18 protein-coding genes are annotated in these 21721 nt (G+C 74.2%); 10 read left to right on the plus strand and 8 right to left on the minus strand.

All coding sequences use genetic code 11. The features are described from left to right. Window positions 1-265: 265 nt before the first annotated feature. Entirely contained in the window at window positions 266-1483 is a 1218-nt protein-coding gene (locus tag IE180_RS23825; protein WP_190158970.1) for an amidohydrolase family protein, read from the minus strand. A gap of 166 nt (window positions 1484-1649) precedes the next feature. On the opposite strand from IE180_RS23825, the gene afsR reads away from it, so the two are divergent. Then, window positions 1650-4829: an SARP-family global regulator AfsR gene (gene afsR, locus IE180_RS23830; RefSeq protein WP_373302816.1), complete on the plus strand. Its 3180-nt coding sequence runs from the start codon at window positions 1650-1652 to the stop codon at window positions 4827-4829. 212 nt (window positions 4830-5041) lie between these two features. Beyond that, window positions 5042-5251, plus strand: a complete 210-nt coding sequence (locus IE180_RS23835) for a hypothetical protein (RefSeq protein ID WP_190158971.1) — start codon at window positions 5042-5044, stop codon at window positions 5249-5251. 266 nt (window positions 5252-5517) lie between these two features. Here IE180_RS23835 and IE180_RS23840 read toward each other — a convergent pair whose 3' ends face one another. Further along, window positions 5518-5748: a hypothetical protein gene (locus IE180_RS23840; RefSeq protein WP_190158972.1), complete on the minus strand. Its 231-nt coding sequence runs from the start codon at window positions 5746-5748 to the stop codon at window positions 5518-5520. 80 nt (window positions 5749-5828) lie between these two features. Further along, entirely contained in the window at window positions 5829-7415 is a 1587-nt protein-coding gene (locus IE180_RS23845; protein ID WP_190158973.1) for a FadD3 family acyl-CoA ligase, read from the minus strand. Window positions 7416-7499: 84 nt separating this feature from the next. Between IE180_RS23845 and IE180_RS23850 the strand changes: the two genes are divergently transcribed. The 3 genes from IE180_RS23850 to IE180_RS23860 are packed head-to-tail and all read left to right on the plus strand — an operon-like array spanning window position 7500 to window position 9847. Then, a complete protein-coding gene (locus tag IE180_RS23850; protein ID WP_190158974.1) occupies window positions 7500-8642 on the plus strand; it encodes a lipid-transfer protein in 1143 nt (380 codons plus the stop codon). A 6-nt stretch (window positions 8643-8648) separates the two neighbouring features. Beyond that, a complete protein-coding gene (locus tag IE180_RS23855; protein ID WP_190158975.1) occupies window positions 8649-9074 on the plus strand; it encodes a Zn-ribbon domain-containing OB-fold protein in 426 nt (141 codons plus the stop codon). Next, window positions 9071-9847: an enoyl-CoA hydratase/isomerase family protein gene (locus tag IE180_RS23860; protein ID WP_190158976.1), complete on the plus strand. Its 777-nt coding sequence runs from the start codon at window positions 9071-9073 to the stop codon at window positions 9845-9847. The genes IE180_RS23855 and IE180_RS23860 overlap by 4 nt, the downstream gene beginning before the upstream one ends. A 956-nt stretch (window positions 9848-10803) precedes the next feature. On the opposite strand, the gene IE180_RS23865 is transcribed toward IE180_RS23860, so the two are convergent. After that, complete coding sequence (locus tag IE180_RS23865) at window positions 10804-11424, minus strand: hypothetical protein (protein WP_190158977.1); 621 nt, start codon at window positions 11422-11424, stop codon at window positions 10804-10806. A gap of 123 nt (window positions 11425-11547) precedes the next feature. On the opposite strand from IE180_RS23865, the gene IE180_RS23870 reads away from it, so the two are divergent. Next, a complete protein-coding gene (locus tag IE180_RS23870) occupies window positions 11548-11982 on the plus strand; it encodes a hypothetical protein (RefSeq protein WP_190159006.1) in 435 nt (144 codons plus the stop codon). On the opposite strand, the gene afsK is transcribed toward IE180_RS23870, so the two are convergent. Both afsK and IE180_RS23880 read right to left on the minus strand, forming a co-directional pair. Then, the gene (afsK, locus tag IE180_RS23875) at window positions 11979-14402 is read right to left on the minus strand and encodes a protein serine/threonine kinase AfsK (RefSeq protein WP_190158978.1); all 2424 of its coding nucleotides are present in this window, start codon (window positions 14400-14402) and stop codon (window positions 11979-11981) included. The genes IE180_RS23870 and afsK overlap by 4 nt on opposite strands. A 161-nt stretch (window positions 14403-14563) precedes the next feature. After that, window positions 14564-15349: a VOC family protein gene (locus IE180_RS23880; protein ID WP_190158979.1), complete on the minus strand. Its 786-nt coding sequence runs from the start codon at window positions 15347-15349 to the stop codon at window positions 14564-14566. A 281-nt stretch (window positions 15350-15630) separates the two neighbouring features. Here IE180_RS23880 and IE180_RS23885 point away from each other — a divergent pair, with 281 nt between their 5' ends. Further along, entirely contained in the window at window positions 15631-16278 is a 648-nt protein-coding gene (locus IE180_RS23885) for a TetR family transcriptional regulator (protein ID WP_030691742.1), read from the plus strand. A gap of 310 nt (window positions 16279-16588) precedes the next feature. Here the strand turns inward: IE180_RS23885 and IE180_RS23890 are convergent, their stop codons facing one another. Together IE180_RS23890 and IE180_RS23895 are read right to left on the minus strand one after the other, a co-directional pair. Further along, a complete protein-coding gene (locus IE180_RS23890; RefSeq protein WP_190158980.1) occupies window positions 16589-17059 on the minus strand; it encodes a nitroreductase/quinone reductase family protein in 471 nt (156 codons plus the stop codon). Continuing rightward, a complete protein-coding gene (locus tag IE180_RS23895; RefSeq protein ID WP_190158981.1) occupies window positions 17060-18232 on the minus strand; it encodes an acyl-CoA dehydrogenase family protein in 1173 nt (390 codons plus the stop codon). 106 nt (window positions 18233-18338) lie between these two features. Here IE180_RS23895 and IE180_RS23900 point away from each other — a divergent pair, with 106 nt between their 5' ends. From IE180_RS23900 to IE180_RS23910, 3 genes are all read left to right on the plus strand, one after another. Continuing rightward, a complete protein-coding gene (locus tag IE180_RS23900; protein WP_190158982.1) occupies window positions 18339-19502 on the plus strand; it encodes a thiolase C-terminal domain-containing protein in 1164 nt (387 codons plus the stop codon). Between the two features lie 112 nt (window positions 19503-19614). Then, entirely contained in the window at window positions 19615-20877 is a 1263-nt protein-coding gene (locus IE180_RS23905; RefSeq protein ID WP_190158983.1) for an FAD-dependent monooxygenase, read from the plus strand. Continuing rightward, window positions 20874-21527, plus strand: coding sequence for a pyridoxine/pyridoxamine 5'-phosphate oxidase (locus tag IE180_RS23910; protein WP_190158984.1), 654 nt, complete (start codon window positions 20874-20876; stop codon window positions 21525-21527). Before IE180_RS23905 ends, IE180_RS23910 begins: the two co-directional genes overlap by 4 nt. Window positions 21528-21721: the final 194 nt, after the last annotated feature.

The following is a 21721-nucleotide window of genomic DNA, read 5'->3' on the forward strand; positions in this document are numbered from 1 at the left end:
GTCGGATGTGCGGGAGGTCGGGGGTCATGTCACAGGCTCCGTTCGTGAACATCCCGGGGGACGTCCACCATGGCTGTCTCGTGATGTGCAAGAAACGCACACTTGACTACTATTTGTGCGCAGCTCATGACATGACGCCATCAGGGGGCGGCCTCGTTGGGCCGATGGGGCGACGAGCGGCCCGGACCGGGGCGTACGGCGGGGCCCGCACGGATGCGGCCGGGCCCCCTCCGGAGGGGGCCCGGCCGCATCCGGAGGGCGGGCCCTACGGCCGCCAGAGGCCGTCCGGCGTCAGTCCGAGGAGCTCGATCGCGTTGCCGCGGACGATCCGCTCGACGACGTCCGCCGGCAGGTGGCCCATCTGCGTCTCGCCGACCTCCTTCGACTTGGGCCAGGTGGAGTCCGAGTGCGGGTAGTCGGTCTCGTACAGGACGTTCCCCGCTCCGATCGCGTCGAGGTTGCGGAGCCCGAAGGCGTCGTCGAAGAAGCAGCCGAAGACGTGGTCCGCGAAGAGCTCGGAGGGCGGGCGGGTGACCTTGTCGGCGACGCCGCCCCAGGCGCGGTTCTCCTCCCAGACGACGTCGGCGCGCTCCAGGATGTACGGGATCCAGCCGATCTGGCCTTCCGCGTACATGATCCGCAGGTTCGGGAAGCGCTCGAACTTGCCGCTCATCAGCCAGTCGACCATCGAGAAGCAGCAGTTCGCGAAGGTGATGGTGGAGCCGACGGCCGGCGGCGCGTCGGAGGAGGTCGACGGCATGCGGCTGGAGGAGCCGATGTGCATCGCGATGACCGTGCCGGTCTCGTCGCACGCCCGGAGGAAGGGGTCCCAGTGGTCCGTGTGGACCGAGGGGAGGCCGAGGTGCGGCGGGATCTCGGAGAAGGCGACGGCCCGGACCCCGCGCGCGGCGTTGCGGCGGACCTCGGCGGCGGCGAGCTCGGGATCCCAGAGCGGGATGAGGGTGAGCGGGATCAGCCGCCCGCGCGCCTCGGGCCCGCACCACTCCTCGACCGTCCAGTCGTTGTAGGCGCGGACGCAGAGCAGCCCGAGCTCGCGGTCGCTCGCCTCGGTGAAGGTCTGCCCGCAGAAGCGGGGGAAGGTGGGGAAGCAGAGCGCGGACTGGACGTGGTTGACGTCCATGTCGGCGAGCCGGTCCGGCACGGAGTGGGAGCCGGGCCGCATCTGCTCGTACGTGATGACTTCGAGGCGTATCTCGTCCCGGTCGTAGCCGACGGCGGTGTCGAGCCGTGTGAGGGGTCTGTGCAGGTCCTCGTACACCCACCAGTCGCCGATCGGGCCCTCGTCCCCCCGGTCGCCCATGACGGGGGCGAACCTGCCGCCGAGGAAGGTCATTTCCTTGAGCGGGGCGCGGACGATCCGGGGTCCGGTGTCGTGGTACCGGGACGGGAGCCGGTCCCGCCAGACGTGCGGGGGCTCCACGGTGTGGTCGTCCACCGAGATGATCTTCGGGAAGGTCTCCATGGCTTTCACGGTAGCGCTGATCTGACGGGCCGTCAGCTGTCGGGCGCCGGAACCACCGGGTCACCGGTGCACAACGGCTTCACAACGACCGACCCGATGCTGACGGACTCCCTCCGGACAAGGCAGACTGTCCTGGGCGAAACCAGCGGCAGCGGCAGGGGGAGCGATGGACCGTGAGAACGGGCCGCGAGTTCCAGCGCGGTTCCCGGGCGGAGACGACGCCGAGGCCGGATCCGGTGTGCCCGCCCAGCGGAACGGCCGGAGGACGGCCGTCACCGGCGGCGACCGGACCCGGCACACGGCCGGCGGCGGAGACACGTCCGGCACCACGAAGGCGCCCCGCGGCGGAGACACGTCCGGCACCACGGACACGCCCCGCGGCGGAGACACGACCGGCACCGCGCAGAAGACCGGCACCCCGGACACGCCCCGCACCAGGCAGGTGGCCGGCGAAGGGCTCCGCTTCGGGGTGCTCGGCCCCGTCCGCGCCTGGCGCGACGGCGAACCCGTCCCCACCGGCTCCCCGCAGCAGCGCGCCCTGCTCGCCGCGCTGCTCCTCCGCGGCGGCCGCACCGCCACCGCGCACGAGCTGATCGACGCGCTCTGGGGCGAGGAACCCCCCTCCCAGGCGCTCGCCGCGGTCCGTACGTACGCCTCCCGGCTCCGCAAGGCCCTCGACCCGGACGTCCTCGTCAGCGAGTCCGGCGGCTACGCGCTCCGCACCCCCGCCGCCGCGCTCGACGTCACCGCCGCCCAGGAGCTCGCCGCCGAGGCCGAGAAGCTCCGCGCGGCCGGAGACCGGGCGGGCGCCCGCGCGCGGCTCGCCGAGGCGCTCGACCTGTGGGACGGCGAGGTGCTGGCCTCCGTGCCCGGCCCGTACGCCGAGACCCAGCGGACCCGCCTGGAGGAGTGGCGGCTCACCCTCCTCGAAACCCGCCTGGACATCGACCTGGAGGTCGGCGCGCACGCGGAGGCCGTCTCCGAGCTGACCGCGCTCACCGCCGCGCACCCCCTGCGGGAACGCCTGCGCGAACTCCTCATGCTCGCGCTCTACCGCAGCGGCCGGCAGGCGGAAGCCCTCGCGGTGTACGCGGACACCCGCCGGCTCCTCGCCGACGAACTGGGCGTCGACCCGACCCCCGAGCTGTCCCGGCTCCAGCAGCGCATCCTCCAGGCCGACGCCGAGCTCGCGCGCCCGGTGGAGGAGCCGGCCCCCGCCGCCGCGCCCGTGGCCCGCCCCGCCCAGCTCCCGGCGACGGTCCCGGACTTCACCGGCCGGTCGTCCTTCGTACGGGAACTGGGCACGCGGCTCGCCACCGCCGAGGGATCCGTCATGGCGGTCTCGGCGCTCGCGGGCATCGGCGGCGTCGGCAAGACCACGCTCGCCGTGCACGTCGCCCACGAGGCCCGGCCGCACTTCCCGGACGGCCAGCTGTACGTGGACCTCCAGGGCGCCGGCTCGCGCGCCGCCGCGCCGGAGACCGTCCTCGGGTCCTTCCTCCGCGCCCTCGGCACCCCCGACTCGGCCATCCCGGACTCGCTCGACGACCGGGCGGCGCTGTACCGCTCGACGCTCGACGGCCGCCGGGTCCTGGTCCTCCTGGACAACGCCCGCGACGCGGCCCAGATCCGCCCCCTGCTCCCCGGCACGGCGGGCTGCGCGGCCCTGGTCACGAGCCGCATCCGCATGGTCGACCTGGCGGGCGCGCACCTGGTGGACCTGGACGTGATGTCTCCGGAGGAGGCGCTCCAGCTGTTCACGAGGATCGTGGGCGAGGAGCGGGTGCAGTCGGAGCGGGAGGCGGCCCTGGACGTGGTCGCGGCCTGCGGCTTCCTCCCGCTGGCGATCCGCATCGCGGCGTCCCGCCTGGCGGCGCGGCGGACGTGGACGGTCTCGGTCCTGGCGGCGAAGCTGGCGGACGAGCGGCGCCGCCTGGACGAGCTCCAGGCGGGCGACCTGGCCGTCAAGGCGACCTTCGAACTCGGCTACGGCCAGCTGGAGCCGGCGCAGGCCCGCGCCTTCCGGCTCCTGGGCCTGGCGGACGGCCCGGACATCTCGCTGGCCGCTGCGGCGGCGGTCCTGGACCTGCCCCTCTGGGACACGGAGGACCTCCTGGAGGCCCTGGTCGACACGTCCCTGGTGGAATCGGCGGCCCCCGGCCGCTACCGGTACCACGACCTCGTCCGGCTCTACGCGCGTGCGTGCGCGGACCGCGACGAACAGCGCCCGTCGGAGAAGGAGGCGGCGCTCTCGCGCCTCCTGGACTTCTACCTCTCGACGGCGGCGAGGGTGTACGCCATCGAGCGCCCCGGCGACCGGCTGGTCGACCACCTGGAACCGACCTCGTACGAGGGCCTCGTCTTCACGGACCGCCACGCGGCCCAGGACTGGCTGTACGCGGAGGCGAACTGCCTCCTGGCGTGCGTCCGCCAGTCGGCCTCGTCCCCGACGACCCTGCGCCGGGGGGTGGACCTCCTGTGGGCGTCCCTGGACCTCGCGGAGTCGGGCGCGAACTCCAGGGAGTACGAGGCGGTGGCGACGGTGCTGCGGGAGGCGGCGAGCGGGGCGGGTGACGTCCGCACGGAGGGCCGCGCGGCGCTGACCCTGGCGTACGTCCAGCACGTGTCGGGCCGCTTCGACGAGGCCGACGGCCACGCCCACGAGGCGATGGACCTCGCCTCCGCGACGGGTGACGGTCTTCCGCTGTGCTGGGCGGCCAACGCCCTGGGCATCATGGCTCTCTACCAGGGCCGGAACGCCGACGGAGAGCGCTTCCTCGCCCAGGCGACGGCGGCGTTCCGGTCCTGTGACGACGCGGCCGGCGAGGCCAGCGCCCTGTGCAACCTCTCCCGGATCCACCTGGCCATGGGACAGACGGACATCGCGGTCGAACTGGCCCAGCGCGGAACCGACATGTACGACGCCCTGGGCCACTCCCTCAAGGGCGCCAACGGCCGCTACGCGCTCGGGCTCGCGCTGACCCAGAGCGGTCAGCTGGTCGAAGCCGCGGCGCGGCTCACCGAGGCCCTCGAAGTGTTCCAGGACAGCAGGCAGCGCCTCTGGGAGGGCATGTCGCTCTTCCGGATCGCCGAGGTGGACATCGCCGCTCACCGGTACGCCCAGGCCGCGGCGAACTCCGAGATGGCCCTGGTCATCCTCCGGGGAGTGGGCGGCGAGTGGCGTCGTGGGCAGGTCCTCGTCGTTCTGGGGCGCGCGCTGTCCGGCATCGGGCAGCACGGACGGGCACGGGTCTGCTGGCAGGAGGCCCTCGACATCTTCGTGGAGCTGGGCTCGCCGGAGGAATCAGAGGTGCGGGCCCTCCTGCTGGAAACGGCCGCGGCCTGACCACTGAGCTGCCCGTTCATCGTTCGTTTATGGCGGTGGGGCAGTCTTCTCTCATCGATCCGCCGTGTCGGGGGGCAGACGGGTCGATGGTACGGCCGTCACACCGTCGCACTAGGGTGAACGGCTCCGAGTGGGCCCTCCGGCTGTCCACGGGGGAACGGCTGGCAGGGCCCACTCGCCCCATCCGAAGTCATTTACGGGAGTTGATCAGAATGGCCGACCTGAACCCGACGAACCCGCTCGCCGCCGGCGAAGAGATCGTCAGCAAGAACATGCACGCGACGGACGCTCCGCTCACCGACGCCGTGGCCGAGAAGCTCGGCCTCAGCGGCAACATGCACGCCACCGCGGAGCCCATCGACGCCGCCGCCGGCACGGCCACCACCGACAACATGCACGCCACGAGCGAGCCGGCCAACTAAGCCACTCCCGACGGGGAACGGCACCGGCGGCGACTTCGGGGGAGCTGCCGGGGCCGGACAGGGGGTCCGGTCGACGGGGGAGCACACGGGCTCGGGGGACACCCGGCGGAACCAGGGGGGATCCGTCCGGGCAGGGCCCGTGCGCAACGCGATCGGACCACCGCACGACGGAGGGGCCGGGCATCCGCCCGGCCCCTCCGCCCGTTCGGCACCGCCCCTCGATCCGGACGTCCGCCGTCCCCACCGGGCCCCGCGTTCCCGGGCCGTCAGCGGGCGCGGCAGCCGAGGCCGCCGGACTTCCGGGGGGCGGCGGGTGCGCCGGCGACCGTGATGCGCAGGTGGAGCGTGCCGTCGCCGAGCCTCGCCGTGACGAGTTCCCCGTGGCGGCAGGGGCGGACGGTGATGTGGGCGGGACCGGACGGCAGCCGGACGGTGAGGATCACGCCCTGGGCGGCCTGCCGCGGGGTGGGCGTGAGGGGGATCTCTTGCGTCGGCACCGGCTGCTCCTGGGGTGGGGAGAGGCGAAGGGCTGCTCATCCGACCTGCGGGAGAAGGGAGTTGGTTGCGCTCCTCGCCCTCAGACGGCCGGGCGCGCCCTCAGTTCTCCCTTCACCACCTTCCCGCTCGCGTTCCTCGGCAGTTCCTCCACGAACTCGACCTCCCTCGGCACCTTGTAGTTCGCCATCTCCCGGCGGGACCAGGCGATGACGTCGTCGGCCGTCAGGGTCGATCCCGCCCGCCGGACCGCGAAGGCCTTGCCGACCTCGCCCAGGCGCGGGTCCGGGACGCCGATGACGGCGACGTCCGCGATGTCGGGGTGGAGGCCGAGGAGCTGTTCGATCTCGGCCGGGTAGGCGTTGAAGCCGCCGACGATGAACATGTCCTTCAGGCGGTCGGTGACGCGGAGGTTGCCGGCCCCGTCCAGGACTCCGATGTCGCCGGTGTGCAGCCAGCCGTCCGGGTCGATCGCCGCCGCCGTCGCCTCCTCGTCCTCGAAGTAGCCGCTCATCACGTGGTGGCCGCGGACCAGGATCTCGCCGGAGTCGGAGAGCCGGAGTTCCGTGCCGGGGATCGGACGGCCCGACGTCGTGGCGATCGTCTCGTCGGGGTCGTCGCGGCGGCACATGGTGACGACGCCGCTCGCCTCGGAGAGGCCGTACGCGGTGAGGACGGTGCCCACGCCCAGCTCGGAACGGAGGCGTTCGACGAGCCGCAGCGGGACGACGGCCGCTCCCGTCACGACGAGGCGGAGGGTGGAGAGGTCGTGCGCGGGGCGGGCCGGGTGGTCCAGGAGGGACTGGTGGAGGGTGGGCGGTCCGGGGAGGACGGTGACGCGCTCGGCGGCGACGGTGGCGAGGACGGTGTCCACGGCGAAGACGGACTGGGGGACGATCACCGCGCCCCGCATGAGGCAGGCGAGGACGCCGGCCTTGTAGCCGAAGGTGTGGAAGAAGGGGTTGACCACGAGGTAGCGGTCGCCTTCCCGGAGGCCGGCGAGTTCGGACCAGATCGCGTAGCAGCGCAGGGTCTGGGCGTGGCTGATGACGGCGCCCTTGGGGCGCCCTGTGGTGCCGGAGGTGTAGACGACGTCGGAGGGGGACGCGGGGTCGATGCCGTCGGCGCGGGCGCGGACGCGGGCGGCCGGGACGGTGTCCCCCTCGGCGAGGAAGGCCTTCAGGGTCGTCCAGCCCGCCTCGTCGGGGGCGGTGTCGCCGAGGACCACCACCCTTTCGAGGTCGGGGAGTTCGACGTCCGCGCGGCGCAGGGAGGCCACGTACGAGGTGCCGAGGAAGGTGCCGGTGACGAAGAGCAGCCGGGCGCGGGAGCGCCGGAGGACGTAGGCGGCCTCGGTGCCCTTGAAGCGGGTGTTCAGGGGGACGAGGACGGCGCCGGCGGTGACGGCGCCGAGGGCGGAGACGATCCAGTCGAGGGTGTTGGGGGCCCAGATCGCGACCCGGTCCCCGCCGCGTATTCCGGTGGCGAGGCAGGCGGCGGCGGCCCGTTCGACGCGCTCGCCGAGTTCGGCGTACGTGACCCGGACGCGGCCGTCGACGACGGCCTCGCGCTGCCCGTGGCGTTCGGCCGCCGCCCGTACGAGGGCGGGGATCGTGCCCCATTCCAGGTCGCCGCGCGGGTCCTCGCCCCGCTCCGTGCCCACGTCCATGCCCGACCTCCCTGTAGCTGACTAACCGTCAGATTAGTTGTAGCCTGACGCGCTGTCAGCAGTGCTGCCCCATGAGGAGGTTCGGTGCTCAAGGACGCCACGGCCATCGTCGGGATAGGACAGACCGCCTTCGCGAAACAGCTCCACGAGACCGAGAAGACCCTCGCCTGCCGGGCGGTCCTCGCCGCCCTCGACGACGCCGGGATCGACCCCGGCGAGGTCGACGCCTTCGCCTCGTACACGATGGAGGAGACCGACGAGGTCGAGGTGGCGAAGGCCGTCGGGGCGGGCGACGTCACCTTCTTCAGCAAGGTGGGGTACGGCGGCGGCGGCTCCTGCGCCACCGTCGGCCACCTCGCCGCCGCCGTCGCCACCGGACAGGCGAGCGTCGGCGTCGCCTGGCGGTCCCGGAAGCGGGGCTCGGGCCCGCGCCCCTGGAAGAACACCGCCGTCCAGCTCCCCACCCCCGGCCAGTGGACCCGCCCCTTCGGGCTGCTCCGCCCCGCCGACGAGATCGGCATGCTCGCCCGCCGCTACATGCACGAGTACGGCGCCACCCGCGACCACCTCTTCAACGTCGCCCTGGCCTGCCGCAACCGCGCCAACCAGAACCCCGCCGCGATCATGTACGAGCGGCCGCTGACCCGCGAGATGTACATGACCGCACGCTGGATCAGCGAACCCCTCTGCCTCTTCGACAACTGCCTGGAGACCGACGGCGCCCTCGCCTGCGTGATCGTCTCCGCGGAACGCGCCCGCGACTGCCGGCAGAAGCCCGTCTACGTGCACGCCGCCGCCCAGGGCCTGCCCGCCCAGCACCACGGCATGGTCAACTACTGGAACGACGACCCGCTCTCCGGCCCCGCCTGGACCGCCGCCCGCCACCTGTGGAAGCAGGCCGACTTCGGCCCCGCCGACGTGGACGTCGCCCAGATCTACGACGCCTTCACCCCCCTCGTCCCGCTCTCCCTGGAGGGCTACGGCTTCTGCGGGCGCGGCGAGGGCGGCGCCTTCACCGAGGGCGGCGCCCTGGAGATCGGCGGCCGGCTGCCGCTCAACACCGGCGGCGGCGGGCTCTCCGAGGCGTACGTGCACGGCTTCAACCTCATCAACGAGGGCGTCAAGCAGCTCCGCGGCACCTCCACCGCCCAGGTCCCCGACGCGACCACCTGTCTGGTCACGGCCGGCGAGGGCGTCCCCACATCGGCCGTCCTGCTGAGGAGCTGAAGCCTGATGCTGACACCGGTCATCGACGAGGACGGCGCCCCCTTCTGGGAGTACGCCGCCCGGGGAGAGCTCCGCGTCCAGGCCTGCGCCGCCTGCGGCGAGCTCCGCTTCCCGCCCCGCCCCTGCTGCCCGCACTGCCGGTCCTTCGACAGCGAGTGGCGGCTCATGTCCGGACGCGGCCGGATCTGGTCGTACGTCCTCCCCCACCCGCCGCTCCTGCCCGAGTACGCCGCCCAGGCCCCGTACAACGCGGTGCTCGTCGAACTCGCCGACGCCCCCCGCATCCGCCTCGTCGGCAACGTCGTCGCCGCCCCCGGCGCCCCCCTGAACTCGGTCGACCCGGCCCGGCTGCGCATCGGCGCCCCCGTGCGGGTCGCCTTCACCGAGGTCGACGGCGTCACCGTCCCCCGCTGGCTCCTGGAGCGGTCATGAGCATCCGCGTCGAGCGCGACGAGAGGACCGGGGTCGCGGTCGTCACCCTCGACCGGCCGGAGAAGCACAACGCCGTCACCCTCGACATGGCCCGCGAACTGGGCGCCGTCTGGAGGGGGTTCCGGTACGAGGACGAGGTGCGGGCGATCGTCGTCACCGGCGCCGGCGACCGGGCCTTCTGCACCGGGATCGACCGGGAGGACGCCGGAAGGATCCCGCAGCCCTCCTCCCCGTACACGATCGACGACCCCCTCCTCACCCTCGGCCCCAAGGCCAACGACCTGTGGAAACCGGTGATCGCCGCCGTCGAGGGCATGGCCTGCGGCGGGGCCTTCTACCTGCTCGGCGAGGCGGAGTTCGTCGTCGCGGGCGAGAACGCCACCTTCTTCGACCCGCACACCACCTACGGCATGGTCAGCGCCTTCGAGACCGTCCACATGGCACGGAGGATGCCGTACGGAGAAATCGCCCGGACGGCCCTCATGGGCACCGCCGAACGGGTCTCCGCCCGGCGCGCGTACGAGACGGGGCTGGTCTCCGAGCTGACCGGCCCGGGCGGCGCGCTCGACGCCGCGCGGGCGGCCGCCGCCGTCATCGCCTCCCACCCCACCGAGGCGGTCCAGGGAACCGTACGGGCGCTGTGGTCGGTCGACGAGGCCGCCCGGGCCCAGGCCCTCGCCCACGCCGCGCACCTGGTGACGCTCGGGAACCTGCCGCCGGACCGGCAGGGGGAGCTGTTCACCCGGAGGAGCGGCGGGTACCGGATCCGATAGCGGATGGGAAGGTCTGTTTCGATGGATCACTGATCGATGAGACGCCGTCAACGGCGTTGGTCCAGAACCTTGTTCACGGCAGGATCGGGCATCGCCCGTCCGCTGTGGCCTGCAACGGGGAGCCGTGAGGGGACGACGCGTCGTCAAGGCGGGACTCGCGGCCGGAGCCGCGCTCATGCCGGCCGGCCGCGGCGGCGGGAGCGACCCGGTGACGGGCGCGGCCGCCGCCGGAGGCGCCGCCGGGGAGGCAGGGCAGGGCGACGGCGACGCCTCCGGGACCGCGTCGCCCGCGCAACCGGGCAGCCTCACGGCGGCCTTCCGCCAGGCCATCGACAGCGGCGACGGGGGCAGGGCCCACCAGGTCGTCCTGCGCTCCTCCGCCGCGAAGGACGGCGCCTTCGCCGGCGAGCGCTCCACCACCCTGCCGACCGGCACCGAGCCGGCCGCCGGCTGCGAGGACGACGGGCCCAGCCACCGCGTCTCCACGGCCTTCGACAAGGGCCTCACCCGGGTCGCCGGGATCGTCAACGGGGACCGCGCCGCCGCCTTCGACCTCGCCACCGGCCGCGAGGTCGGCGCGCCCGACCCCGATTCCTTCACCAAGCGCCCGGACAGCAACGGTGCCGCCCTCCACCCGGTGACCGGCCGCCTCTGGTACGACCCGGGGCGCCACGACTACGAGGCCACCTACTCCCTCGCCCCGCGGGACCCCGAGGGCGGCCTGAAGGCCGGGGACCTCATCCCCGAGAACGACCGGATCAACGGGCAGCCGGTCCTCGCCCCGGACGGCAAGGGCTTCGCCTTCCTCTCCAGGGGCGAGGACGGCCGCAGGGGCCTGTTCCGCGGGGACTTCTCCGGCGGCGCGCCCGTGAAGATCACCAGCGTGGCCCCCCCCGGTCCCGGACGCGGACCACCTCCGCACGACGCTGATCCGCTGGAACCGAGAAGAGCGGCGGTCAGCCGCTCGACGGGCTCGGGGAGGCGCCCGCCTCCCTGCGCACGTCGTGCACGTGGCAGCTCTTCACCTGGCCGACGCTCCCGGGGTTCTTCATCGGGACGTCGTAGATCCTGCCCGCCCCGCTCTCGACGCCGACCACGATCTCGCCGCTGTCGGCCCGCGAGCCGTCGGCCCGCTCGAACTCCAGGACGATGCGGAACGTGCCCGTGACCCCGGTCCGCGGCATGACCCGCACCGTCGCGGTGGTGTCCGCCTTGCCGGCCCGCTTGCCCTTGCGCTTCTTCCCGGCGGGCTCCACGCAGTCGATCACGTCGACGACGACCTCGGCGTCCGTCGCGGTCGGGGCCGGCGAGGCGGTCGCCGTGGAGCCGCCGGAGCCGTCGTAGTCCTCGTAGTCGTCGTTGCCCTGCTCGTCGCTGGAGCAGCCGCCGCCCGAGTCGTCGTCATCGTCGTCGGAGTGCGAGTGGCTCCGGCTCTTGCCGCCCTTGCTCTTCCCGCTGCTGCTCTTCCCGCTGCCGCCGCCGCTGCTCCCGTGGCCGCCCTTGCCGGTGTGGAAACCGGTCAGCGCGAGGACCACCACGGTGAGCGTCGCCGCGAGCTTCACGCGCGTCCGTACCATCGCCGGCTCCGTCCTGTCTGTCGTGTCCGCGCCACCCTAGCGGCGGCCCGCGCCGCCTGGCAGGGCCCCCTCACCCGGCGTAGCGTCGGAGACGAGGGCCGGACCGCCGAGAAGGCCGCACCGATGACCCGCGACACGGCCGGCTCCGTCCTGGCTCTCGCCGGAGCGACGGCCGCCGTCCGGAGCCCCTTCCGTGCCCGGTACGACGGCCGTCCCGGGCGTGACCACGCCATCGACGAGCTGTTCACCGGCGTCACCGACGCGCAGCACGCCCGCGGGCCGAGCCGGGTGGGCCGGGCCCCCGGCACCCGCACCCGCCGCTGGACGGCCCGCCGGGCGACCGGCCCCGGGAGGCACGGAGCCCGACGGATCAGGCCCCGACGGACCGGTCCCCTGCGGACGGGGGCCGACGGGCCCGTCCCTCGCGGACGGGGCCCCACGGACCGGTCCCCCGCGCACGGGCCCCGGTCGGACCCGTCCTCCGCGGCCCCGACCCAGACCCACGACGTGCCCACCCGGGACCGGGACGACGGCAGTCCGCCGCCCCCGCGGTCCTAGCGCGCCGCCGCGCCCCTGCCCGTCGCCGTGCCCTTGGCCGCGTCGAGCGCGTACACGCAGCGGTCCTTGCTGCACGCGTACACGACCCCGCCCTTCGCCACCGGCGAGCCGGTGATCTCGCCGCCCGTGGCGAGCTTCCAGCGGAGCTGACCGCCGGTCGCGTCCAGGGTGTACAGGACGTGGTCGGCCGAGCCGAAGTGCACCCGGCCGTCGGCGACGACCGGGGAGCCGACCAGTTCGCCGCCCGCCGCGAACCGCCACCGGGGGGTGCCGGTGACCGCGTCGAGCGTGTAGAGCGCGCTGCCGCTGCCGACGTGGACGTTGCCGTCGGCGACGAGCACCGGCTCGGTGGACTGGCGCGGCTCGGTCGCGATCCGCCAGCGGTCCTGGCCGGTGGTGGCGTCGAGGGCGTACACGGTGCCGAGGTGGTCCGAGAGGTACACCCCGCCGCCCGTGACCGCCGGTCCCGGCGCGAACGCGGGCGGGGAGAGGAAGACCGCCGGGGCCTCGAAGTGCCAGCGGACGTGCCCGCCCGCGATGTCGATCGACAGGACCCGGGTCCCGGCGGAGACGTACACGCAGCCGTCCTCGGCCGAGGCCACCCGGACCGGCACGTTGGCGCAGGAGGCGGCGTCGCCGATCGGGTACGACCAGCGCTCCACGCCCGTGCGGGCGTCGAGGGCCTGGAGCCGGGCGTCCCGCCACACGTACACGGTGTCGCCGTGCACGGCGGGCCCCGCCTCCGGGGTCTCGAAGTCGGTCTGCGCACCGGTGAGCTCCCACAGCTTGGCGCCGTTGGAGGCCTCCCAGCCCTGCACCCCGCCGCCGCGCGTGCCGGTGACGACCGTGCCCCGGTCGACCTTCAGCGAGTACACCCAGGCGTCCGTGCGCAGCCGCCAGCGCTCGCCGCCGTCGCCGGCGTCGAGGGCGTACAGGGTGGGGCCGTCGGAGGCGTGGATGCGGCCCGAGGCGACGGCCATCGACCAGGCCACGTCCCGGGTCTTGAACTGGCGCCGCCCGCTGCCCGTGTCCAGGGCGTGCACCTCGAACGAGGTCACGTACAGCAGGTCGCCGTCGACGACCGGGGTGCCCCAGACGTCGTTCGACATCCGGAAGCGCCAGGGCCGCCAGTGGCCCGGCTCCGGCGGGGGCTGCGGGGCCGCCGTCTGGTCGGTGCCCTGCGAGGGCACGGACGGACGGGAACCCTGCTGCGGGGCCTGTTCGGCTCCGTGCGGGCCGCCGCCGGGCGGGCGGATCCAGCCGGTCGCGGGGCCCGCGTCGGCGCCCCGGCCGACGGCGAGCGCGGCCCGGGTGTCGGCGACCCGGGGGCCGGGGCCGATCGGCACGGTCGCGCCGCCGAGGCGGACGGGGCCGCCCGCGCCCTCGGCGGGACCGGCGTGCCGGCCGCCGACGGGCGCGTGCTCGGGCGCCCGCTCCGGCGCCCGCTCCGGGAAGCGGGGGTCGGGGCGGGGGCCCGGCGGGTTCGCCGGGGGCCGCGGCGGCGCCGTCGGAGCGGGCAGCTGGCGGCCGCCGCCGCGGCGCTGCTCGATCATGGCGGTGGCGCTCTGCGGCAACCAGGCGGACGCCGTGCCGCTGTCGTCGCTGCCGGGGCCGAAGAGGTGCGGGGCGAGCTGCGCCTGGAGGTCGGCCGGGGTGGGCCGGCGGGTGACGTCCATCTGCATGCAGGACTCGATGAGGGGCCGCAGCTCCTCGGGCAGGCCTTCCAGGTCGGGGCCCTCGCGGAGCAGCATGAAGACGGTCTCGACCGGGTTGGCGCCGTGGAAGGGCGCGTGACCGGTGGCGGCGAAGACCAGCATCGAGCCCAGCGAGAAGACGTCGCTGGCGCCGGTGACGCTGCGCGAGTCGCGGGCCTGCTCGGGCGACATGTAGGCGGGCGTGCCCACGGCGACGTTGGTCATCGTCAGCCGTGTGTTGGAGACGCCGGACGCGATGCCGAAGTCGATCACCCGGGGGCCGTCCTCGACGACGAGGACGTTGGACGGCTTGAGGTCGCGGTGGACCAGGCCCGCTCCGTGGATGGACTGCAGGGCCTCGGCGACACCGGCGGCGAGCCAGCGGACGGCCTGGGCCGGGAGCGGCCCGCACTCGTTCACTATTTCTTCGAGGGAGGGCGCCGGCACGTAGGCGGTGGCCAGCCAGGGCACGGCGGCGCGCGGGTCGGCGTCGACGACGGCGGCCGTGTAGAAGCCGGAGACCGCCCGGGCGGCCTCCACCTCCCGGGTGAAGCGGACCCGGAACAGCTGGTCCTCCGCGAGCTCCGTGCGCACGGTCTTGATCGCCACGCGCCGGCCCGAGGCCGAGCGCGCGAGATAGACCAGGCCCATTCCGCCCGCGCCGAGCCGGCCCAGCACCTCGAAGGGCCCGATGCGTCTCGGGTCGTGCTGCGTCAGCTGTTCCACTTGCCTGCCACCTCCCCGTACGGGCCATGAGGGTACGGCCCCGTGGCCCTGATTCTTCCTGTCCGAGGGCCCGGTTGCGAACCCGGGGGCGGATCGGGGTGTCACGCGCCACGACGGGGTGCTGCGGTACGGGGGCGTCGGCCGGTGCGGCCGGGGACGGATCAGTCCGTAGCGGATGGTTTCGGCTCCGCGCGGACGGCGAAGCGGGCTCCCTGGTTGTCGTGGAGGACGGCGACGCGGCCGTGCGGGGCGTCGTGGGCCGGGGTGGCGACGCGGCCGCCGAGCCGGACGGCGGTCGCGCAGGCCTCGTCGCAGTCGGCGACGGCGAAGTGCACGAGGACGTGGCCGGGCATCTCGGCGGGGAAGTCGTCGGTGATGACGGCCCGGCCTCCGAAGGGGCCGCCGGGCCGGGAGCCGGGCGGGGACCAGACGCGGTAGTCGAGGCCCGCGTCCCCGCCCTCCCCGGCGGCGCCGGCCCGGCGGCCGAGGTAGCCGAAGACGGTGGCGTAGAAGGTGTCGACGGCGTCGGGACGGCGGGTGTAGACCTCCATCCAGCAGAAGGACCCCGGCTCGCCCGTGACCTCGAAGCCGTCGTCGTCGCCCTCCTGGCGGAGGCCGAAGACCGCGCCGCCGGGGTCGGCGGCGAGCGCGTAGACGCCGAACGGGCCGACGGGGTAGGGCTCCATGACCATCTGCCCGCCGGCGGCCTTGATCCGGGTGGCGAGGGTGCCGGCGTTCTCGGTGGCGAGGTAGGGGGTCCAGGTGGTGGGCATGCGCCCGTCCCGCTTGGGGACGAGTCCGGCGACCCGGCGGCCGCCGAGGAGGGCCTCGTCGCGGTCGGGGTCGAAGGTCCAGCCGAAGAGCTCGCCGTAGAAGCGCTTGCCCGCCTCGAGGTCGGGAAGCTGTGCGTCCACCCAGCACGGGGTGCCCTCAGTACGTACGGCCATGTCCCCACGCTAGGGCGGCGGGGGCCGCGCCGCACGCCCCGGGATGCGAACAAAGGGGCGATTCGTCGGGTCGGAGCCCTTGCGGCGCTTGATTCGTCCGCCGGCCTCGTCCACGGCCCGTCCATGAGCCTGTTCGGGTGGGGCCCCCGACCCGGCGGCGAGGTGGCCGGAACCGTTCCTCCCCTCCGGCGCGGGCACCCGCGCCGACCTCGCAGAACGGGGTGCACCCCATTTGCAGTCGGCCGAATCGCGCGCTGATCCCCCCTCGGTAAGCTGACGGCATGACAGGACAAGTACGCACCGTCGACGGCCGCGTGGCCGGACGACGCGGTCAGGCGACGCGGCAGAAGCTGCTCGACTGCCTCGGTGAGATGCTCAGCTCCTCGCCCTACCGGGACGTCAAGGTCATCGATGTGGCCCGGAAGGCGGGTACTTCACCCGCGACGTTCTATCAGTACTTCCCGGACGTCGAGGGAGCGGTCCTCGAGATCGCGGAGGAAATGGCCAAGGAGGGCGCCGCGTTGACCGAGCTGGTCAGCGGTCGCTCCTGGGTCGGCAAGGCCGGATGGCAGACCTCGGAGGAACTCGTCGAGGGATTCCTGGACTTCTGGCGGAAGCACGACGCGATCCTGCGGGTCGTGGACCTCGGCGCCGCCGAGGGCGACAAGCGGTTCTACAAGATCCGCATGAAGATCCTGAACTCGGTCACCAACTCCCTCACGGACGCGGTGAAGGAGCTCCAGAGCAAGGGCAAGGTCGACAAGGACGTCAGCCCCGCCGCGATGGCCGGCTCCCTGGTGGCGATGCTGGCCTCGGTCGCCGGTCACCAGAAGGGCTTCCAGACCTGGGGTGTGAAGCAGGCCGAACTCAAGCCGAACCTGGCCCTGTTGGTGCACCTGGGCATCACGGGCAAGAAGCCGACCAGGTAGCGCCGTCCCTTCCTTCACCCGTCCTGTCGTCGACGCCGACGGCGCCCCGTCCCCGCGAGCCCGGGGCCGGGACCGCCGTCGGCGTCGCCGTGTCCGGGCACGGTGACGTCCACCCGGTCGGGTGCGACGGCATCCGCCCGGTCCGGCGCGGTGACCTCCGCCCCGGCCGGGTACGGCGACGTCCGACCGGCCGAGCACGGCGACGTCCGCCGTGGCCCGACGCGGCGACGTCCGCCACGGTCCGGACGCGGCGACGTCCGCCACGGTCCGGACGCGGTGGCGTCCGTCCCGTTCCGGCGCCGCGCGGCCGCTATCGGCGCGTGAGGCGGAAGAGCCGGATCTCGCGCTCGATCCGTGCCTGGTACGTGGCGTACGGCGGCCAGAACTCCAGCGCCGCCCTCCAGGCCGCCGCCCGTTCCTCGCCCGCGAGCAGCTCCGCCCGTACGGGCACGTCCTCGCCGCGCCAGTTGATCTCGACGTCCGGGTGGGCGAGCAGGTTCGCCGTCCAGGCCGGATGGCCGGGGCGGCCGAAGTTGGAGCCGACGAGGAGCCAGCGGCCGTCCCCCTCCGGCATGCAGGCGAGCGGGGTGACCCGGGGCCGCCCGCTCCTCGCGCCCCGGGCGGTGAGGACCACGCCGGGCAGCATCCGCGCACTGAGCAGTACTTTTCCCCTGGTCAGCCGGTGCACGGCCCGGTCCATGGCCGGGATGAGGCGCGGGGCGACCCTGGCGAAGGCGCGGGTCGAGGAGACCTTCTGCACGAGCTTCCGTCCGGCGGCCATCTACGCCGCCTCCTCTCCGAGGAGTCCGGTCCGTTCCGCCGCCCGGGCGCGCAGGCGGCGGGCGGGGCCGAAGAGCAGTTCGTCGGAGGCGGCCCGTTCGAGGTACGGGTGCTCCTCGTCCTCCCGGGAGAGGGACTCCTCGGCGGTGGCGCGCAGCGCCTCCAGGGCGTGGGCGAGGGCGAGGGGTCCGCCGTGGGGTCCGGGGCCGGGTTCGCGGGCCGCGCAGTACGTCAGCGAGCGGGCCGTCCCGGTTTGGACGCGGAGGTCGGCGAGGCGGTGCCGGGCGGCGCGGGGGGAGCGTGCGGACCGTTCGCGGGGGGCGAGGCGCTCGACGGCGCGGTCGAGGGCGGCCGCGGCGGCGCCGACGGCCTCGGCGGCCAGCATCACGGCGGCGGCGCGGCCGGTGGCGGCGAGGGCGCCGAGGACGTCGGCCGGTTCCTCGCCGAGGAGTTCGGCACCGGTGTCCCGGAACTGGACGGCGGCCCGGGGCCGGCTGCGGTCGAGGGCGGGCTGCCGGGTCCGTACGAGTCCGGGGGCGTCCGCGGGGACGAGGAAGAGCAGCGTGCGGCTGCGGGCGAAGCCGCCGGTGTGGGCGGCGACGAGGAGCAGTCCCGCGGTGTCCCCGTCGAGGACCTGGGCGGCCTCGCCGTAGAGGCGCCAGCCGCCGTCCGCCGCGCGGGCGGCCTGGATGCCGCCGGCCCGGCCGCCGCCCGACCAGTCGCCGTCGGCGTTGTCGCCGGTGAGGCCGAGGGCGAGGGCGATGCCGGAGGGGGCGGCGAGGGCGCAGGTGAGGGTGGAGTCGGCGATGCGCGGGAGGAGTGCGGCGCGCTGGGCGGGGGTGCCGAGGGCGGCGAGGAGCGGGGCGGTGAGGACGGTGGTGGCGAGGAGCGGGGAGGGGGCGAGGGCGCGGCCGGTCTCCTCGCAGACGAGGGCGAGTGCGACGGGGCCGCGGCCGGCGCCTCCGTACTCCTCGGGGAGGGTGAGTCCGGCGAGGCCGAGGGTGCCGGACAGGCGGGTCCAGAGCGGGGTGTCGCGCCCTTCGGTGGTGGCGGTGGCCGCGCGGCCCTCCCGTGCCCCGGCCCGCTCGCCGAACAGTTCCCGCAGGGTCCGGCGGATCTCCTGCTGCTCCCCTGTGAGCGGTTCCGTCGGCGGGGCGAAGTGCGAGGTGTCCATGGAGCTCCCTCCGTATCTGACGGTGCGTCATGTTAGGGCGGTGCGGGGCCGGTTGCCCAGAGAGGCGCCGGTCCCGATTCAGGAGATCTGATGTACCGTCAGTTCCATGTCCACCACCACGCGCAGCTCCCGCCGCGTCGCCGTCGTCGGCGTCTCCCTCTCCGACTGCGGCCGGGTCGACGAGGCCACCCCCCACGCCCTGCACGCCCAGGCCGCCCGCCGCGCCCTCGCGGACAGCGGCCTCGACCGCTCGCTGATCGACGGCCTGGCCTCGGCGGGCCTCGGCACGCTCGCCCCGGTCGAGGTCGCCGAGTACCTGGGCCTGCGCCCCCGCTGGGTGGACTCGACCGCCGTCGGCGGGGCCACCTGGGAGGTCATGGCCGCGCACGCCGCCGACGCCATCGCCGCCGGCCACGCGAACGCGGTCCTGCTGGTGTACGGCTCCACCGCCCGCGCCGACATCCGCGCCCGGCGCCGCACCTCGAACCTCTCCTTCGGCTCGCGCGGCCCGCTCCAGTTCGAGGTCCCCTACGGGCACACCCTGATCGCCAAGTACGCGATGGCCGCCCGCCGTCACATGCACGAGTACGGCACGACCCTGGAGCAGCTCGCGGAGGTGGCCGTCCGGGCGCGGGCGAACGCGGCGCTCAATCCGGAGGCGATGTTCCGCGACCCGATCACCGTCGACGACGTCCTGGACGGACCGGTGATCGCGGACCCGTTCACCAAGCTGCACTGCTGCGTCCGGAGCGACGGCGGCTGCGCGGTGCTGCTCGTGGCCGAGGAGTACGCCCGGGACTGCCGCAAGGCCCCGGTCTGGGTGCTCGGCACGGGCGAGCACGTCTCGCACGCCGCGATGTCGGAGTGGGAGGACTTCACGGTCTCCCCGGCGGCCGTCAGCGGCCGGCTGGCCTTCGAGCGGGCGGGCGTCCGGCCCGCCGACGTCGACCTCGCCGAGATCTACGACGCCTTCACCTACATGACGCTGGTGACCCTGGAGGACCTGGGCTTCTGCGCGAAGGGCGAGGGCGGCGCGTTCGTCCAGGAGGAGGACCGGCTGCCGGTGAACACGGACGGCGGCGGCCTCTCGGCCTGCCATCCGGGGATGCGGGGCCTGTTCCTGCTGGTGGAGGCGGTGCGGCAGCTGCGCGGGGAGGCGCCGGGGCTCCAGGTGCGGCGGCCGGACGGCTCGCTGCCGGAGCTGGCGGTGGCCTCGGGGACGGGGGGCTGGTTCTGCTCCTCGGGGACGGTGGTGCTCGGCCGGGGCTGACCGGGCGCGGGAAGGATCTATACAAGCGTCATAGACAAGCGTGTAGGACATCCGTATAGTCCTGTTCGCGGGCAGGTGAACGGCCCGCGGACACCCGACGAGGAGCCCTGCCGTGACCAGCACCCCGAAGACCGCGAAGACCGTCCTGATCTCCGGCGCCTCGATCGCCGGCCCCGCCCTCGCCCTCTGGCTGCACCGCTACGGCTTCGTCCCCACCGTCGTCGAGCGGGCCCCCGAACTCCGCACCGGCGGCTACAAGGTCGACATCCGCGGCACCGCGATCGAGGTCTGCCGCCGGATGGGCGTCCTCGACGAGGTCCGCGCCAACTCCACCGACATGCGCGGCGGTTCGTACGTCGACGGCACCGGCCGCACCATCGGCGAGCTGCCCGCCGACATCTTCGGAGGCCGCGTCGAGGAGGACGACGAGATCATGCGCGGCGAGCTCGCCCGCATCCTGTACGACCGGACCCGCGAGGACGTCGAGTACGTCTTCGGCGACTCGATCACCGCCCTCGCCGAGGACGCCGACGGCGTCACCGTCACCTTCGAGAGCGGCACCGTCCGCCGCTTCGACCTGGTCGTCGGCGCCGACGGACTCCACTCGAACACCCGGCGGCTCGCCTTCGGCCCCGAGGAGCGGTTCAAGCGCCACCTCGGCGCGTACATCTCCATCTTCACGGCCCCCAACCACCTGGGCCTGGACCGCTGGGAGACCTACCACGCGCTCCCCGGGAAACTGGTCTGCGTCTACAGCTCCGCCGGCGAGACCGACGCCAAGAACCTCTTCGTCTTCTCCTCGCCGGAGGAGCTCGCCCCTCACCACCGGGACACCGCCGCCCAGAAGCGCGCCCTCACCGACGCCTTCGCCGGCGACGGCTGGGAGATCCCCCGGCTCCTCGGCCACGCCGCCGAGGCCGAGGACTTCTACCTCGACTCCATGTCCCTCGTGGAGATGGACCGCTGGTCCACCGGCCGCGTCGTCCTCCTCGGCGACGCCGCCCACTGCGCCTCCCCGGCCTCCGGTCAGGGCACCGGCCTCGCGCTCACCGGCGCCTACGTCCTGGCGGGCGAACTGGCCCGGGCCGGTGGCGACCACACCGTGGCCTTCGCCCGCTACGAGCAGCACATGCGGCCGGGCGTCGAGCGGAACCAGAGGATGGCCGAGGGCTTCGTCAAGGAGATGACCGTCGACCGCAAGTGGAAGATCGCCCTGCGCATGTTCATGGTCCGGACCCTGCCGAAGACCCCCTGGAAGAACCTCATCGCGAAGAAGATCCGCGACGAGATCCAGGCGTGCGCCAACGCGGTCCCGCTCGCCGACCACACGGCGCCGGCCACGAACGCCGCCGCACGCCCTACCGTGACCGCATGACCGACTTCCACCACGCCCTCCGCTCCCTCCGGGTCTGGGACACCGACCTCCCGTCCTTCGACCCGGCGAGCGCCCCGCCCGAACCGCTCCCCCTCTTCCGGGACTGGTTCACGGCGGCGGCCGCGGCCGGCCAGACCGAACCGCACACCCTCTCCCTGGCCACCGTGGACGAGGACGGCAGGCCCGACGTCCGTACGGTGATGCTGCACGACGCCGACGCCCGCGGCTGGCACTTCGCCTCCCACGCCACCAGCGCCAAGGGCCGCCAGCTCGCCGCCCGCCCCGAGGCCGCGCTCGGCTTCTACTGGCCGGTCCAGGGCCGCCAGGTCCGGATCCGGGGCCACGTCACCACCGGCACCCCCGAGGAGGCGTACGAGGACCTCCACGCCCGCACCACCGGCGCCCTCGCCTCGGCGCTCGTCGGCCGGCAGAGCGAGGTCCTCGACTCCCCCGGCACCCTCGCCGCGGCGAGCGCGGAGGCCTGGCGCCGGGCCGAGGAGGAACCGGACGCGGCCGCCCCCACCTGGACCCTGTACGTCGTCGAACCGGCCGAGGTCGAGTTCTTCCAGGGCGACGCCCGCCGCCGCCACGTCCGCCTCCGCTACCGCCGCACGCCGGACGGCTGGGCCCGCGAACTCCTCTGGCCCTGAAGGCCGTCGACCCCGCCGCGCACGCGGCCCCGAAGACCGTCGGCCCCGCCGCGCACGCGGTCCCGATGGCCGTCGACCCCGCCGCGCACGCGGTCCCGATGGCCGTCGACCCCGCCGCGCGCCCGGCCCCGACGGCTAGGAGATGTCCGGCCGATCATGTGACTACTCCGCCGTCGTGTCGTTGATGTGGACAT

The sequence above is a fragment of the Streptomyces litmocidini genome (assembly GCF_014649755.1).
Classification (GTDB): Bacteria; Actinomycetota; Actinomycetes; order Streptomycetales; family Streptomycetaceae; genus Streptomyces; species Streptomyces litmocidini.

Bases quoted from the DNA above. Each gene is read 5' to 3' on its own strand.
- afsR (WP_373302816.1), top strand. From the start codon at position 1,650: ATGGACCGTGAGAACGGGCCGCGAGTTCCAGCGCGGTTCCCGGGCGGA.
- IE180_RS23910 (WP_190158984.1), top strand. From the start codon at position 20,874: ATGACCGACTTCCACCACGCCCTCCGCTCCCTCCGGGTCTGGGACACC.
- IE180_RS23880 (WP_190158979.1), bottom strand. From the start codon at position 15,349: ATGGCCGTACGTACTGAGGGCACCCCGTGCTGGGTGGACGCACAGCTT.
- IE180_RS23885 (WP_030691742.1), top strand. From the start codon at position 15,631: ATGACAGGACAAGTACGCACCGTCGACGGCCGCGTGGCCGGACGACGC.
- IE180_RS23835 (WP_190158971.1), top strand. From the start codon at position 5,042: ATGGCCGACCTGAACCCGACGAACCCGCTCGCCGCCGGCGAAGAGATC.
- IE180_RS23895 (WP_190158981.1), bottom strand. From the start codon at position 18,232: ATGGACACCTCGCACTTCGCCCCGCCGACGGAACCGCTCACAGGGGAG.
- IE180_RS23855 (WP_190158975.1), top strand. From the start codon at position 8,649: ATGCTGACACCGGTCATCGACGAGGACGGCGCCCCCTTCTGGGAGTAC.
- IE180_RS23845 (WP_190158973.1), bottom strand. From the start codon at position 7,415: ATGGACGTGGGCACGGAGCGGGGCGAGGACCCGCGCGGCGACCTGGAA.
- IE180_RS23860 (WP_190158976.1), top strand. From the start codon at position 9,071: ATGAGCATCCGCGTCGAGCGCGACGAGAGGACCGGGGTCGCGGTCGTC.
- IE180_RS23890 (WP_190158980.1), bottom strand. From the start codon at position 17,059: ATGGCCGCCGGACGGAAGCTCGTGCAGAAGGTCTCCTCGACCCGCGCC.
- IE180_RS23900 (WP_190158982.1), top strand. From the start codon at position 18,339: ATGTCCACCACCACGCGCAGCTCCCGCCGCGTCGCCGTCGTCGGCGTC.
- IE180_RS23865 (WP_190158977.1), bottom strand. From the start codon at position 11,424: ATGGTACGGACGCGCGTGAAGCTCGCGGCGACGCTCACCGTGGTGGTC.
- IE180_RS23825 (WP_190158970.1), bottom strand. From the start codon at position 1,483: ATGGAGACCTTCCCGAAGATCATCTCGGTGGACGACCACACCGTGGAG.
- IE180_RS23870 (WP_190159006.1), top strand. From the start codon at position 11,548: ATGACCCGCGACACGGCCGGCTCCGTCCTGGCTCTCGCCGGAGCGACG.